Below are 13,979 nucleotides of genomic sequence, written 5' to 3' on the forward strand. Positions count from 1 at the left end.
CTATACGGCCAGCGCTGGATGGCCGAGACTGCCTTTTCGGCCATCAAGCGTCGATTCGGCCCCGCTGTCCACCCTCGCGCTTGGTACCGCGAGTTCCGCGAGCTCGTGTTGACCGCCGCAGTCTACAACCTCGAACAGGCTCTCAAACAGTGATCCCCACGCCGTCATCGGATTCAACAAAGCACACCAAAGAGTACAATCGCATCCTGATGAGTTGATATCCATCGGCGGACGGAGGACTCTCGGCACCACCACCCGAGCGAAACAAGTCCTATCGCGACCGCCGCACCGACGGCCAGTTCTCCGGTATGTGGGACCGGAAGTAGCGGGGACTGATAGAGTGCGATCCCCATCCCACCCGCCACGAATCCAGTCGTCGTGACAACCGAAAGCGGCCATGAGTACCACTCAGCAACGACGCCTGCGAAACCAATAGCAAGCAGGCCGCCGAATGCGCTCACGACACCCGAAAATCCAAACGCAATCGAGTCAGGGCCGACAAGTCCCCATCGCTGATACAACAACCGATAGTCGACAGCGACCGTGGTGAGTGGAGTGAGCTGTTCCTCGATGCCGTCCAGCCCCAGGCCGTCGTCATCTCAAGCGCATACGATTCACAGTACGACCATCCCAATGAGGAAGTGCTCCAACGCCTGTCCGATCGTTCGATCCCGACCTACTAGACCGCCACACACGGGGATATTGTGCTCGTGAGTGATGGCCAGGCCGTCTCCGTTCAGACGCAACAGGCAGCACCAACCGATCCGCTCAGTCTCCGCGATGGCGATGTCGTTGAGCCGGGGACAGCCGGTGGCGTCACCGAGCGTGAGCGGATTGGTGGTGAGGGAACTGGGGCGATCGACACTGGTGACGAGCCGGACGAGACGGATTCAGATTACGACTCGGAGACAGACTCGAACACCAGTACACTTGCTGTCGCAGAAATCAACTCGGACGCTGAGGGGCGAGATGGTGAGAACCTCAACGATGAGTACGTCGTCTTTGAGAAGACGGGCACGGAAACACTCGATCTGTCCAGCTGGACAGTCGCAGACGACGTTGACCAGACATACACGATTCCGGATAGCTTCACGCTGGCGCCTGGTGAGACGGTGACCCTATCACCGGGAGTGACACCGCAACCGATAGCGAACTATACTGGGGCTCGGTGTCACTAGTCTGGAATAATGACGGCGATACGGTGATTGTAACTACAAATGAGGGCGACCGAGTGCTGGAGGAGAGCTACTAATGACTACAATCGACCTCCCGGACGGCGAGTGCACCGCCGTTGTCGATTCGGTTGAGGACGGGCTCGCGACAGTGTTCTTTGAGCAGGATGGTGAAGAAGTGGGGAATGCGGTTATCGAACCAGACGAGCTGCCATCGGATGGGCAGCATACTGATGCGATTTTGGAAGTAGAGATTCGTGATGGCGCCGTGTATTCTTCACAGTACCAATCTGGGGAGACAGAAAGGCGTTCAAACGCCTCTCAAGACCTTTTTGACCGGCTCTCGAAGCGACCGCCATCCGATACAGATTCCTGAGAGAGCCTACGGGAATTAATGGAAACCGATTTGATTGGTGGAATTTAATTTCAATACACAAAGAGAGGAACGAGACGTCTATTTTATTGAGCATGAAGAGAGATTGAGACAGTCAGGAGAGTCGGCACGGAGCAGCAAGGAAGATCAACAGAGCCAGAATCTATTGATGCCAACGAATCGCTTGTCCGGTAGGACTACGATGGATACAGTTGGGTAGTAGGCAAAGCTGTATTGATACTGAGGCTCGTATCCCAAATGTCGAATGGGCCAACAAACGCTCGGCGGCGACGACATCACGCTCTTACGCGAGATATATCTCCAACGGGTTACCGAAGCACTCCCCGAGGCAGCAGCCGAAGCCGGCGACTGGCCAATCCGCCACGACCACTGTTTTGCCCGTGTGGTGCTGGACACGCTGTTCCAAGGAGTCTGGTACGACCACATCGATGGGACTCCCGCATACGAACAACTGTCAATAGAGGAACTGCGGGAGGCAATCGAGATCGCTGATAGAATGCTCGAAGATGGGAAGCCGACCGTTGAGACGCTAAATCGGCAGTCGCTCGAATGGCGGGATCACTGACTGGGGCACAAGCAGTCACCGGACAGTCGGTCAGGCTACTCTTGAACGACGCTGTCTGTCAGCCAGTGCTCATCGAGCTCGCCGCGTCGATGTCGCGATAACCTGAAAGCGTATGTCACTGTCCGACCGTTGGGACCGGTCAGCGTGACACGCTGTGTGGCGCTATCGTCGTCGCGCTCAACAGGGCCTGTCGTCGCCTCGACGTGGTCGACCATTGGGGCATAGCGTGGATTGTGTACCATCTGTCGGAAGCGGTCAAACGGGCCCGTCGCTCGTCTGTTCGCCGGGGATGCGAAGTTGTACGCGACGCCAATGCCAGCGTCTTCGAACGGCTCGTCGTTGGTTGCCAGTGCCTCAAGTTGGATTGAGACCACTCGGCTGGGTCCGTACGTGGGGCTTGGCATCGGGAGCTCCGCTATCGGGTACTGCTCGGCCATCTGGATACCGGACTTAGGGTCGCGAGCGGCATTAAGCGTCCGCTGAGACGGACTCTACTCTAGTGCTGTTCTCGATACGATAGCTGGTTAGCCGCGGCCGTGACCTCTGTCGTCGCGGTCCCGCTCCCCGTCCGAGCCGATGCGTCAAAACCACTGTTCCGGCTCAGGAACAAGGTCTATTGTAATCCCGACAAGCAGCACAAAGTATCCGGCGAGCCCCCCGAGTGTCGCCGCGTGGGGCGTGCCACTGCGAGGGTTTACTGACAGGGTCGCAGCGAGAAGTGCGACAGGCGAACCGAAGCGGATCGCTGGCCGGCGCCAGAGGCGCGCCGTCCGCTCCGGCCACCGTGCGAACACGGCCTCAACAAGCACCGCGACGGCCGCACCGCCAAAGAATGGGACCGGCCGAAGCATCGATCGTGGAGACAGCCCCTCACGTCGTCCGGCGAGCCAGACGACGAGTGCGACCAACGTAGCCGAAGCGGCGTCACTGCGTCGTGTCGACATAGTTCATAGTCTATCGCCCGTTTGAATATCGATATTGGTCGTGACCGACCTGACCGGCGTCACATGCCGTACCCACTGGTGCTAATAATAAAGCTACGGCCGAGCCCGCAGCCGTGCCTACCGCGCCTTGTCCTCGTTGACAGCCGCGAGAACGTGATTGAGTTCTCGGCCGACTTCGTCTACGGCGGCATCAAGTGAATCGAATGTGTCGCTCCCCGCATCACTACAGCCGCGCTTACGGACGAGTCGGACAGCCGCGTCGCTCAGGATATCAGGACGAACTGCGATTTTCGCCGCAGTACAGGGACTGTTTTCGTCTGGAAGTCGGTACTCAACGATGCCACCGGGCTCTTCGTTCCGTTCCCAGTTAGCTGGAGCTGCTGGAAGCTTGTCGATCAGTATCTGCGGGTTAGCCGCCGTTGCGACGCTTGTACTGGACATACAAATTGTTGTGTCGTCACATACAAACCGGTGTCGGCGTCGTTCAGCTAGACACCTAATCACGGGCAGGGTGTCACGGCTTGGTAGCGGAATCGGCGAGGTAGCTCGGGCCGTCAAGGACGAACATCTACTGTTCAGCAGTAGGGGTTAGCATCGCTGTGTGGTGTGGGACTGACGGCGATTTTCTCTTATCCGTCGTGGACTCGTAAGTGCTGTATGAATACGATTGTGACGGAGCACGACAGACACATGCTTGCTCAGATCTAGCGCAGCGACCGAGTGTTCGAGTGAACTTCGACGCCATCGAGCCGGCCGATGTCACGCTCGGATTTCACCGAGACGGGGAACGCGTCGGCAGCATTTACAATGACGACGGGACCGGCCGGACGATGGCGCGGGTGACCACGGCCGGCGATAGTCCCGATTTCATTGGCGTCGAGGTGCCGAAGGAATTCGTTGAAGAGGTTCTTGACGCTGCTACTGAAGCTGGACGGGTCACTGATGAAGCCGCCGCTAACGGGTACCGAATTCGGGTGTTGTGACGGCGTGACCCAGCTGGCTTTCGCTGACGGCACCGTTAAGAGCTGACCAAAACAGCAGCGACAGCGCGCTGTCAACGAGCCACCGAGATGTGTGTCACTCGAAGTCGTGGAATCGGGTTTGTCCGGTGGGGTCCACGTCCTGCTCCTTGTCAGGCTCATTATCTTCCCCAGTCTCTCGGCGCTGACCCGATACCGCTGCGCGATCGTCCGGCGACGGTTCACCGGCTTTCCGGCCGGCTCCAGTCGGAATCGTCGTCTGCGTACTAGATTCATGTGGGTCAGTCGGTGTCAGGTCGACTGATTCCGCCGTGTTCGTTTGCGGCGGCGTTGCTTGGGCTCCCTCAGTTTCAGCAGTAGTAGCATCTGTATCGATGAGTTCGTCGAGAGAGACCTGCGTTCCGTCCGGCGCGTCGGCGTCGGCTGCTCCGTGTTTGTCCGCAATGGCTCTGGCAGCACCATAGCCGCCAGAAAATGAGGCCCGTTTAGCGATTTCTGGTCGTCGAAGCTTTCGCGCAGCCTCAGACCGCTGAGCTTCATACCGCGACCAGAACTGCTCGCGGCGCGCCTCAAAGTCGACAACCGGACGCGGGTACGACTCTCCGACGTGGACTCCACATTCCTGCTGGATGGCAAGCGGCGTCTTCTCGGGTTGATCAAGAAACTCCGTGGGCAAGTCGGCAAGCTCAGGAACCCATCGGGTGATCCAGTCGCCGTCGGGGTCTTGATCGCGGACCTGCTTCCGAGGGTTGTACACTCGCTGTGACGGCTTGCCGATCAGCCCCGCCTGACTTTGCCACTGCGTGTAGTTGATGCCGACATCGCTGTCGATGAGGTGATGGTGATACCAGTCGGCGCCGATCCACCACGGTTGGTGGAGAATATGGGTGAAAAATGACGCACACATCGCGCGCATTCGGAAATTGAGCCATCCGGTTTCCTGGAGACACCGCATCGATGCGTCGACCATCGGAAACCCCGTCTGTCCGCGTTTCCACGCAGTCACGAGGTCGGGGTCGTGAAACGCCTCATTACGGCCTTCGAATACCGGATTAACCGCCTGCTCAGTCCAACCCGGCCAGTCGACGAGCTTCTGATTGTAGTGGAGGTTCCAGACGAGCCGACTCTCAAACATATCTGCCCCACGGCAGGACGGTGCGTTATCAACGACATACTGGTGTGCCTGCCTAACCGAGAGCAGACCAAAGTTGAGGTACGGCGAAAGTCCGCTTGTGCCGCCGCGAGCGTCCTGCGGTGCTGAGATGTTGGTCGGGTACGACCGGACACGGTCAGTGAACTCTCGTAATGTAGTCATCGCTGCCCGGTGGGTTCCCACCGGGACCTGCGTCTTCGCGGGGGAGACGTCGAAGTGGCGGTCAACCGCTGCCGGCGTAACGCCGGTGCGGATACTGACTCGGACTGTGTCGTGGTCATCCCACCCTGGTGTGTGTTGTTCGGCCGCGAGCCACTCGGTGATTTGTGTCTGCCAGTCTGACCGCGGCCACTCTTCATCGCGAACGAGTCCGTCACCAGAGACGAACGTAACCGCGTCGCCACAAGTGTCTCGCACACGCTCGTCGCGCCGCTGACCGTAGCGGCTTGTTGGTGTCGCCATCGTGATGACGTGCCAGCCGCGGTCGACGAAGCGAGACAAGATATCAACCGGATCGCCGTACCCGAGCGTCAACCCCAAGGAGTCCGGTCGTTGGATCGTCTCCGGCGGCTCGCTGGCAGCCTCAGCCGTAATTGGCGGCGAATCAAGCGTGTCAGCGAGTCGTGCTACTGAATCCGTTGCGTCTACGTGCGTCGCGCTGGGAGGTGCCGCAGCGTACAGTCGGTCGAGACTCGCGACAGCCTCCTCAAACAGACGGATCCGAGCGTCACACGCGAGGCCGCTGTCTGCGTAGAACGTTGGGTCGAACACAAACAGCGGGCAGAACACGTCACCGTCGGCAACCGCACGTGACACCGCCAGCTGATCCTCCACGCGAAGGTGTTTCCGGTGCCAGACGACGATACCGGTCGAGTCGGCGAGATCAGAGACCGCGTCTGGCGTCGGAATCTCCGCCGCCAGCGGACCCGTCTGCTGTGGCGGGTCGCCGCTATTTGCGGACGCCGAGCGCCCGGTCTCGCGATCGGTATCGCCCGACATTCACGATTAAATCAATGCCGAGGCGGCGCTTCAATCCGTCGGCCATCCAGCGGAACCCGAAACGAGGTCGGCAGCGTGCTGCCCACGCAGTTGGGGCTTAGCAGATCAATTGATAGGTCGTAACGGATATGCTCGCGGCGCCGGATACAACAACATGAACTGGCGTTCGAGCCACAGTCTCTGGGCGTCGCACGACTCGTCGACGGACGGCGACGGCAACACGATACGGCCTGTTCACGTCTGATCATGGCAGTAACCACGCACCTCAGTCTCGCTTCGCCCAATCGGAACGCGTTATTAGATGTCATCGACGACGCTGAAGCGGCGTTTTTCGAGTACGGCCTAGCGCCCGATATTAGCGGAGTACAGACCCTAGCAGTTACAGTGTCGGGGTCAACCGAGGACGGTCACAGGGTCACTGACGACGATCTCCCAGACCACTTCTCGTCAGAATTCACCGCCGAGATATCGCAGTTTCACGCTGACAGGGTTTATTACGCGGCTATGCGCGGGCTTCCGGTAATTGGACGGATTGTCCGCGAGGAAACACCAAGTCGGCCGAACGTGGTCATCCAGTCGAACAGACAGACCGGGAGCGGCCCCAGCTGTAGGGTGTACCGGCACGACAAGCTCACCGGTGACTATGAATTACTTTCGGACGCTGACAGCCGTCTGGGATAGTGAGCTACGCGTCAGCTGCCAGTTGCGTCGTTTGCGGGTCTCAGCGATGTTTCGTGGCACAAATACTGTTGGTAAGTGTCGCCGCAGCGAGAAGTCCAATCACTCCTCCGCGAGCGCTCGTTGAAGCGCTGATTCAACAGAGGTCTGCCAGAGAGGATCGATCGACTGGAAGTCTCACTTGTGGTCGAGAATGCCTGAGCTATAGATGCTCTCGGCGAACGAGCCTGTAGATACAGTGTTGGACGGCTCCAAGGCGGCTCCCGGCCGATGATTTAATTGACACCACCTATTATGGTATGCCGTATCATGTGCCACAGTCACATACCCAGCGAGTGGTCCCGAAAAAAGGAGGACGAAGCAGAGGATGTCAGCGAGCACCCATCGCTTTCTGAGAGGGAGTCGGCCGACGACGTAGAGATACTGACCGACGGCGGAGACGAGTAACCGACACAGTCGGACTTCGCCTCCAGCTGAAGCTCTTGGCTTTCTCATTTCTTTCGTAAGCGGTGAGGAATAGAGACGAATGAGCACGTCTCATTAGCTTGCGACGGGCAATGCTATGACCGACGTAAGAACGTTTACCACGATTCACCACTATCACATTCCATGGGTACGCACCCGGATTTAAGTGGACGAACAGCCCTGGTAACCGGTAGTGCGAAGCGGGTCGGCCGCGAGTTGTTGTTGTCGATCGCCGAGTGCGGCGCAGACGTCGTCGTCCACTACAACGAAAGTGACGCGGCGGCGGCCGCCACGGCCGAGGAGGTCCGCGACCGCGGCGGGGTTGCGATCACCGCTCAGGGAGATATAACCGATCCAGCGTCCGTGGATGAGCTATTCGAAACGATTGAGTCAGAACTCGGATCAGTAGACATACTCGTCAACAACGTTGGGGACTTCGACGCGCGTCACTGGAGTGAGATCGATTGGGAATCGTGGCAGAACGTCATCGAAACAACGTTCTACGGCACTGTGCTGTGTTCTCGTCGCGCCGTTCCCAAGATGGGTGACCAAGGATGGGGACGGATCGTCAACATTGGGTTCGCCGACAGCGACCGGATACACGCCCACCCGGAGAACTTCCCGTACTTCGTCGCGAAGACCGGCGTCCTCATGTTTACGCGTATGTTGGCGACAGACACGCGCGACGACGGCGTCACTGTCAACGCCGTCTCTCCGTTCGCGGTCTCGAACACAGAGGCAGGCGTGGACTCGTTCCCGCGAGGACGTCCCGCGTCGTTTGAGGATGTTGCTGCTCCGCTGCGATTCTTCTTGAGCGATGCGGCCGACTACATCAGCGGAGAGAACGTCGCCGTCGACGGCGGACGGATGCCTGAGTTCGACAGCTGAATCGATCGACGTACACCACAATTGAGACGCCTCGCCGTTGTGTGACCGACCAAAGACAGATACCAGAAAACACGTCAGCTGACGGCCCGCGGAGGATTCCTGTCGATCCGGTGATCCACGTCGAAACGTTTGCTACCCACCGGACATTGACGTGGAAGGCTGGGACTCGGTCGCAGTTCGTCGAAGCGGTCCGTGTGCTTGACGCAGTGCCGTCGACGGCGTCAGTAGTCGTCGACGACACAGCCGTTGCCGGGCGGCAACACCACTCAGTCTCGGACCTCGAAAGCGTGAGTAACACTACGACGTATCTTCGGATCGAACCGGATGCCTCGTGGACGCTCTCATGGGAGCAACGAACGTCCCCTATTGTCTCTGTGAGTGGAACACCGTCAGCAACGTTGTGCCGCCGTCTTCACCGCCGCACGACCGACTGCTCGGAGTGGTGTGACGAAGCGGTCGAAACGCTACAGGGCCTGACAGAAGACGGGACTGTCTGATTTTCGGGCGGCAATAAAAGAGAAATATCTTAGATATCTATCTTAGTCAAGTGTCTTAGAAATATAACTTAGAGATGTGTTCCAGAAAGCGACTTCCTCGGTTGTATACGAAACCGGGTGAACACCCGGGTTGCGAGCAGGATCACAACAACGTCTATTCTATGTGGGCTGCGACGAGCGAATATTATAAAGTAATCTTAGATAACAATCTAAGGTATCTTAGACATATAAGTACCTGATGTATCTAAGTTATCCATCTCAGATAGGTGTCTGACATAGGTTTATTTGATGCGTATCTAATAACCCGGCATGCTCTCGTACACGGTTTACAGCGAGGCGGGCGGCGTCGGCAAAACGTCGTTGACAGCGAACATCGCCTGTGCGCACGCTCGGGCCGGGTTGGATGTACTCGTGATCCCGCTTGACCCACAAGACGGTAATCTAAGCCGATTGTTCGACGTCGATGACGATCGGAGTGATTCGTCCGCAGACAGCCTTGTTCGACATCTCGTCGGTAACCCTGGTGGCGAGTTCGACGATCTGATTCGGACGGCAGAGGGTATCGATATCATTCCAGAGCACAACACGCTCTCGGACCTCTCAGACCACCTCGCACGCGAGAAGAGTCGAGCAGAGGACTTTGGAGATGCGTACAATATCTACGCGCAGCTCCGCCGTGTGCTCGCAGAAAACGATGTGCCGGACCGATATGATGTTCTCATCTGTGATCCGCCAGCGACAGAATCGGATCACCTCTATAATGCGATTTACGCGACGCGAAACCTCCTCATTCCGTTTGAGCCGTCGGCGAAGGGAGAAGCGTCCGTTGAGGGCTTAGAAGAGCTTGCGACGAACTTCGCAGATGAGTTGAATATCGATGTCGGGGTCCTTGGTGCGGTGCCGATCGAGTTCAAGGGAACGAAAGACCAGAACGAGATCGTCGAAGAGGTTCCCTTCGAGGTCCCTGAGGTAATCGGTGACCGGACCTCAATGATGGAGGGATGTTGGCGACATCAGTGTAGTGCGTTCGAGTTCGTGCGATCTCACCGGAGTCGACGCCGGGATTACGAGGTTGAGACACTGGCCAAGTTCGATCGAATTGCTCGATTCCTCGAAACCCAGGGCGGTATTACTGCCCCATCCCCACCAGAACCTGGCGCATTAGACGATCCTGAGGAGGTGACCGCCTGATGGGGGGATTCAAAGAGGGGACAGTCAACGGGTGGGACGACGAAGAAGAGGAAGACAACGACAGCGAGCCGGAGTCCGAAGGAGATGCATCGGCCAATGAGGACAGCAGCGGTCAAGAGGTAGAATCTACCGAAGTGGAGATAGAAACCGGGACGGAGAATACCGTCGAAACTAGGGCAAACAACACTTCAGCGGGAGACATTCCGTGGGTTCTCCGACGAAATAGTATCACTGACGGGCGCGATCAGACAGTCCAGCTTCACCTCCAAGAAGAGACGATGAACGTCCAGCGGAAACAGAAGTCCCTCATTGAGGCCCGGCTTGGGGAGAGCGTTCGAAAAGCCGATCTCCGGGAAGCAGCGTTATTGGTCGGACTCCAACACACAGACGATGTCGTCGACGTCCTCAAACAGTGGGGGTACGCTCTCGACTGAAACGGGTGTGCGCACGGTAACCGCGTCCAATATGATATCGCTATAGACGGTTTATACAGTGACTTGTTAATTGCTTGACCGCAGGCTGATAGCGGCTACTCCTCTGGTGAGAAGATTTCACTGCCAACGTCGGACAGTTCACTCGCCTCCTTGTGGGCGTACATCTTCGATGTCGTCGACGGGTCCTCGTGTCGAAGGACTCGTTGCGCGTCACTGAACCCTGCTTCATCGTAGTACGCTTCACCAACGCCTCGGCGAGCGCCGTGGAGGGTAAGATAGTTCTTCGAATCGCCAGAACAATCCACAGCAGCTGCTTGAGAGAGCTTTTTGAGCGTGTACCGGCCACCTTCAGTGGTTAACGCCGGTGGTGTAAGTTCTCGTTCCCGGAAGGCACCGACGAGCTCAGCTGTGCCGAGGCTGGTGATTTCATCAATCGTCTCGTGATTGACCCCACGGTCCTGAAGTTGGCTTCGTGCGGCGTCTCGCAGTGATGCGAGGTGGAATGAGGGGAACACGGGCCAGGCACCGCCGGGGGGATCTAAGAGCGTCTGCCAGCGTGTGAGTGCTCTGACAGGGCGATCCGTCAGCGGTGCTTTCTCGATTTTCTGGCTTTTTCCGAGTACTGTCAGCACCTCCTGGTCGGTGTCGACGTCCGCCCAGGTAATTCCCGTTCTTCGGTCATCGCGACTGGCAGCCAGAACCTCAGCACCACGGACACCTGAGAACCCGATGACGTAGACGAGGGCCCGGTCACGGGCTGCTGTGAGTGCTTCCCGGCTCTGGGGATCCGCATCAATGGCATCGTACGCTCGCCCGTCGACGTGTGAGACAATTGTCTCACGCTGTTGCTCAGACCAAAATTGTTGTTGACCGGAATCCGTCGTGGGGCGGTCAGGCATTTCGTCTTTCGCTCGGTCGGTATCTGCCGGATTCTCCGCGATATACTCCCATTGCTGGCAATAATGGAGGTATGCGGAGACGAGCGAATAGTAGTTCCACGCAGTAGCGGCTGTGATCCCCTCGGTGTCACCGTTCGCCCGTCGGGCGTTCACGCGTCGGGCGAGATGACCAGCGTATCGGGCAAGGTCGCGGCTATCGAGTTTTTCGAAGGTAGTCACGCTGCGACAGACCATCCACTCGAGCCAGTCTGGAATGACGCGTTCGAGCGCTTGAACGTAGTTGCCTGAACGCTGCGTCTCGTCTTCATCCGAATCCGTCTCTTCGATCGTCTTCGCCTTTGCGTCGAGAAAATCCGACAGTGGCTCGTCGAGTGGTGTTTCACCGGTCGTTTCCCCGGGGTGAGGGCCGTCAGCTGGCGGTGCCATCGATTCAGCATCACCGACGGCGGCGACCCTCAAAAATCTACTTGTGACTACTCGACTAATCCAAAGTAAGTGTCTCAATATTCAGTATAGCCTCAAATAGCCTCTAGAGGCTTTTTTCGTACGTTTAGACATTAGCCCCGCTTTGTAAATCGCATTCTGCTATACGAATTCTGACTAGGTAGAAGTTGAGACTACAGTGGGTTTAGCGGGGCTTTGATGCGCGGTTTCGGACGAATTGACGAGCGGAATCTGCTTTAGATCCTTCTCCCAACGAGTATTCTTGTTGAGATTGGGACTAATTCGGAGTATTTTCCGGCCACGAACAGTGTAGCCACTCAGACGCCACGCTAACCTAGAATGAGTGCCTCTCTACCCGATTCCGGTTTCCTTCTTCAACAGGGTAAGCGTATTGTCGGCTGTCACAATAGGCGAATGCTCGTACTCTCCGGTCAACTCCACCTGTACGAGTAGATCGACTGCTCGCCAAATAGAGTACAGCAGACACGCGAACGCGAAGTAGAAGAACCGCAGTCCAAAATCCTTCGACGTCGTGGCGGCCATAAATCGCTTGATCGACTTATACCCGCTCTCGATTTCCCACCTGTAGCCGTACTCAGTGAGGTGGCCGCTCCCCCGATTCGTCATGAACACCGAGTACTGCCGGTGGTCGTCATGCTCGGAGTCTTCTTTCCGGCGGTAGATCAGCGTCGTCTCGTGCCATTCGTTCTTCCCGAGGTGGAGCTTCCGGTCGGTCTCGTATCGATCCCGATCTCGTTGGAGCAACCGCTTCGCTTGGGCTTTCTCGCTGGTCTGCATCCGCTTGGGCACGACATACGACAAGCCACGCTGGCTGAGCATCTCTAGGACGTGCTGGCTATCGAACTCCCGGTCCATCAGCACGTTATCGACGTGGACAAGATCTTCAGCCGAGTTCAGCAAATCCTCGACGATTTCTTTCCGACTCTCGCCCTTCCGAACAGGCCGTGCGTCTAAAACGATCGGCACGGCATTACCAACTAATTGGACTGTCGCCCACTGGTAGGCGTATTCGTCGGTCTTCTCCTTCGTCCCGATGATCTCGTCTTCGTAGCCCGTTCTATCGCCCGTGAACGGGTCAGCTTCGGTAATGTCGATTGCGACGACTCCCGCTCGAAAGAACTGCTCTGTCTCCGCAACTTCGTTTAAGAGCCGAATGATGGCCTGCTGGTACATCTCTCGTACCTCTCCAATCGAGAGGTCGCGGATGTGCTCGCGATGGGCGTGCCCCAGCGGTGTTCGATCCCGAGTCGATTCATAGACGAAACTGCGAGCTCCTTCGTTGGCAGCTAGCCGGTCGCGAAGTCCAAGATACGTCTGCAAGCCCCAGTAGGCGTTCTCGTGGATCTCACAGCCCTCGCCACGATCCAGCGAGAACGCCGGAAAGACGACACGGCTGACGTGATCGCTAATCTTCGCTGCTTCTTCCAAAACGGACTGATCGTCCGGATCGCTCGCTTCGGATTCGTCGTCATAGTACTGGAGCTTCCGTTCCGGGTCACGGGGAACCGCAACACCGGCATTCTGTGCGTTGATGAGGATCGTCCGAGCCGTTCTTTCGACTGTCTCACGGAGGCCGGCGCTGAAGCGCTTGTTCCAACTGCGCCAGAGTGTGGACTGATCGGGAACGGAATCGAACCCGAGCGAGCGATGGGTTTCTGAGTGCTGCCGGAGATATTCGACGAGCGCGGTTTCGTGGTCCCAGGCGTGTATCTCTTTCAGCAGGAACGCCCTGAAGAGCTGTGGCATCTCGTATCGAGTCGGACCGGAGTACTGGTCGTGGGGACTGAACTCCACGTAGGAGAGTGGATACTGACAGACGAACCTCTCAACCGAGTCGTGGGCGTCGTGCTCGAACCAGATTCCCGAAACGGTCCGGAAATCCTCAATAAGCGCCGGCAGTGAACTCTGGTCGTACAGTGGCGTCGAGCCATACGCCGGCCAGTCGAGATACTGTGTTGTTGCTATCGAGCGGAAGACATCACGCCGAGAGACGGGAGTGGGTACCATCGGGGACGTGTCTGCCGTTCTTGGCCAATGATATGACGTTCTCTCTGATGATGCCGCCAGCAGTCGATTCTTTACGATCTTCGCCATCGAACTCCTGTTTTCGGAAGAGTCCGTTCGGAACGCTTTCTGAAGTACTCAGCTTTGCACGTGGAAGTAGAAGCGTGAGGTAGGCGGTGGCAGGGATGGGTGATGCCGATTACGGACTTCTCCGACGTTAACGTGCAGGGCTGCGTTGATAAGGAGCAAAT

The 13,979-nt window shown here is 57.5% G+C and carries 14 protein-coding genes and 1 pseudogene; 10 read left to right on the top strand and 5 right to left on the bottom strand.

The annotated features are described in order from the left end of the window. The 4 genes and pseudogenes from ABDZ89_RS10315 to ABDZ89_RS10330 form a co-directional block, all read left to right on the top strand. Nucleotides 1–153 (top strand): transposase (locus ABDZ89_RS10315; RefSeq protein WP_343778957.1); only part of this gene is annotated, 153 nt, incomplete at its 5' end. Between the two features lie 401 nt (nucleotides 154–554). Beyond that, nucleotides 555–1,252: pseudogene (locus ABDZ89_RS10320) on the top strand (lamin tail domain-containing protein); the annotation flags it as partial. Further along, the gene (locus ABDZ89_RS10325) at nucleotides 1,252–1,548 is read left to right on the top strand and encodes a DUF3006 domain-containing protein (protein WP_343778822.1); all 297 of its coding nucleotides are present in this window, start codon (nucleotides 1,252–1,254) and stop codon (nucleotides 1,546–1,548) included. The pseudogene ABDZ89_RS10320 and the gene ABDZ89_RS10325, both read left to right, overlap by 1 nt. 262 nt (nucleotides 1,549–1,810) lie before the next feature. After that, complete coding sequence (locus ABDZ89_RS10330; protein WP_343778824.1) at nucleotides 1,811–2,131, top strand: hypothetical protein; 321 nt, start codon at nucleotides 1,811–1,813, stop codon at nucleotides 2,129–2,131. 35 nt (nucleotides 2,132–2,166) lie between these two features. Here the strand turns inward: ABDZ89_RS10330 and ABDZ89_RS10335 are convergent, their stop codons facing one another. Then, nucleotides 2,167–2,568, bottom strand: a complete 402-nt coding sequence (locus tag ABDZ89_RS10335; protein WP_343778826.1) for a DUF4864 domain-containing protein — start codon at nucleotides 2,566–2,568, stop codon at nucleotides 2,167–2,169. Between the two features lie 624 nt (nucleotides 2,569–3,192). Beyond that, nucleotides 3,193–3,516: a hypothetical protein gene (locus ABDZ89_RS10340; RefSeq protein WP_343778828.1), complete on the bottom strand. Its 324-nt coding sequence runs from the start codon at nucleotides 3,514–3,516 to the stop codon at nucleotides 3,193–3,195. A gap of 287 nt (nucleotides 3,517–3,803) precedes the next feature. Between ABDZ89_RS10340 and ABDZ89_RS10345 the strand changes: the two genes are divergently transcribed. Beyond that, a complete protein-coding gene (locus ABDZ89_RS10345) occupies nucleotides 3,804–4,058 on the top strand; it encodes a hypothetical protein (protein WP_371153053.1) in 255 nt (84 codons plus the stop codon). Nucleotides 4,059–4,152: 94 nt separating this feature from the next. On the opposite strand, the gene ABDZ89_RS10350 is transcribed toward ABDZ89_RS10345, so the two are convergent. Next, entirely contained in the window at nucleotides 4,153–6,207 is a 2,055-nt protein-coding gene (locus tag ABDZ89_RS10350; RefSeq protein WP_343778830.1) for a cryptochrome/deoxyribodipyrimidine photo-lyase family protein, read from the bottom strand. Nucleotides 6,208–6,453: 246 nt separating this feature from the next. Here ABDZ89_RS10350 and ABDZ89_RS10355 point away from each other — a divergent pair, with 246 nt between their 5' ends. From ABDZ89_RS10355 to ABDZ89_RS10375, 5 genes are all read left to right on the top strand, one after another. Beyond that, the gene (locus ABDZ89_RS10355; protein WP_343778831.1) at nucleotides 6,454–6,888 is read left to right on the top strand and encodes a hypothetical protein; all 435 of its coding nucleotides are present in this window, start codon (nucleotides 6,454–6,456) and stop codon (nucleotides 6,886–6,888) included. Nucleotides 6,889–7,194: 306 nt separating this feature from the next. Then, nucleotides 7,195–7,332 (top strand): hypothetical protein, encoded by a 138-nt coding sequence (locus tag ABDZ89_RS10360; RefSeq protein ID WP_343778832.1) that lies wholly within the window; start codon nucleotides 7,195–7,197, stop codon nucleotides 7,330–7,332. A gap of 162 nt (nucleotides 7,333–7,494) precedes the next feature. Further along, the gene (locus ABDZ89_RS10365) at nucleotides 7,495–8,238 is read left to right on the top strand and encodes an SDR family NAD(P)-dependent oxidoreductase (RefSeq protein WP_343778834.1); all 744 of its coding nucleotides are present in this window, start codon (nucleotides 7,495–7,497) and stop codon (nucleotides 8,236–8,238) included. A gap of 806 nt (nucleotides 8,239–9,044) precedes the next feature. Next, a complete protein-coding gene (locus ABDZ89_RS10370; protein WP_343778836.1) occupies nucleotides 9,045–9,926 on the top strand; it encodes a ParA family protein in 882 nt (293 codons plus the stop codon). Then, the gene (locus ABDZ89_RS10375; protein ID WP_343778837.1) at nucleotides 9,926–10,360 is read left to right on the top strand and encodes a DUF7970 domain-containing protein; all 435 of its coding nucleotides are present in this window, start codon (nucleotides 9,926–9,928) and stop codon (nucleotides 10,358–10,360) included. Before ABDZ89_RS10370 ends, ABDZ89_RS10375 begins: the two co-directional genes overlap by 1 nt. 95 nt (nucleotides 10,361–10,455) lie before the next feature. Here ABDZ89_RS10375 and ABDZ89_RS10380 read toward each other — a convergent pair whose 3' ends face one another. Next, on the bottom strand, nucleotides 10,456–11,685 hold the full coding sequence (locus ABDZ89_RS10380; RefSeq protein ID WP_343778838.1) for a tyrosine-type recombinase/integrase: 1,230 nt from the start codon (nucleotides 11,683–11,685) through the stop codon (nucleotides 10,456–10,458). 369 nt (nucleotides 11,686–12,054) lie between these two features. Beyond that, complete coding sequence (locus ABDZ89_RS10385; protein WP_343778839.1) at nucleotides 12,055–13,731, bottom strand: transposase; 1,677 nt, start codon at nucleotides 13,729–13,731, stop codon at nucleotides 12,055–12,057. Nucleotides 13,732–13,979 lie beyond the last annotated feature (248 nt).

This window comes from Halorubrum ejinorense (assembly GCF_039522565.1).
GTDB classification, from domain to species: domain Archaea; phylum Halobacteriota; class Halobacteria; order Halobacteriales; family Haloferacaceae; genus Halorubrum; species Halorubrum ejinorense.

Excerpts from the sequence above, each read along its gene's own strand:
- ABDZ89_RS10325 (WP_343778822.1), top strand. The coding sequence starts at position 1,252 with ATGACTACAATCGACCTCCCGGACGGCGAGTGCACCGCCGTTGTCGAT.
- ABDZ89_RS10330 (WP_343778824.1), top strand. The coding sequence starts at position 1,811 with ATGGGCCAACAAACGCTCGGCGGCGACGACATCACGCTCTTACGCGAG.
- ABDZ89_RS10335 (WP_343778826.1), bottom strand. The coding sequence starts at position 2,568 with ATGGCCGAGCAGTACCCGATAGCGGAGCTCCCGATGCCAAGCCCCACG.
- ABDZ89_RS10340 (WP_343778828.1), bottom strand. The coding sequence starts at position 3,516 with ATGTCCAGTACAAGCGTCGCAACGGCGGCTAACCCGCAGATACTGATC.
- ABDZ89_RS10350 (WP_343778830.1), bottom strand. The coding sequence starts at position 6,207 with ATGTCGGGCGATACCGATCGCGAGACCGGGCGCTCGGCGTCCGCAAAT.
- ABDZ89_RS10355 (WP_343778831.1), top strand. The coding sequence starts at position 6,454 with ATGGCAGTAACCACGCACCTCAGTCTCGCTTCGCCCAATCGGAACGCG.
- ABDZ89_RS10360 (WP_343778832.1), top strand. The coding sequence starts at position 7,195 with ATGTGCCACAGTCACATACCCAGCGAGTGGTCCCGAAAAAAGGAGGAC.
- ABDZ89_RS10365 (WP_343778834.1), top strand. The coding sequence starts at position 7,495 with ATGGGTACGCACCCGGATTTAAGTGGACGAACAGCCCTGGTAACCGGT.
- ABDZ89_RS10370 (WP_343778836.1), top strand. The coding sequence starts at position 9,045 with ATGCTCTCGTACACGGTTTACAGCGAGGCGGGCGGCGTCGGCAAAACG.
- ABDZ89_RS10375 (WP_343778837.1), top strand. The coding sequence starts at position 9,926 with ATGGGGGGATTCAAAGAGGGGACAGTCAACGGGTGGGACGACGAAGAA.
- ABDZ89_RS10380 (WP_343778838.1), bottom strand. The coding sequence starts at position 11,685 with ATGGCACCGCCAGCTGACGGCCCTCACCCCGGGGAAACGACCGGTGAA.
- ABDZ89_RS10385 (WP_343778839.1), bottom strand. The coding sequence starts at position 13,731 with ATGGTACCCACTCCCGTCTCTCGGCGTGATGTCTTCCGCTCGATAGCA.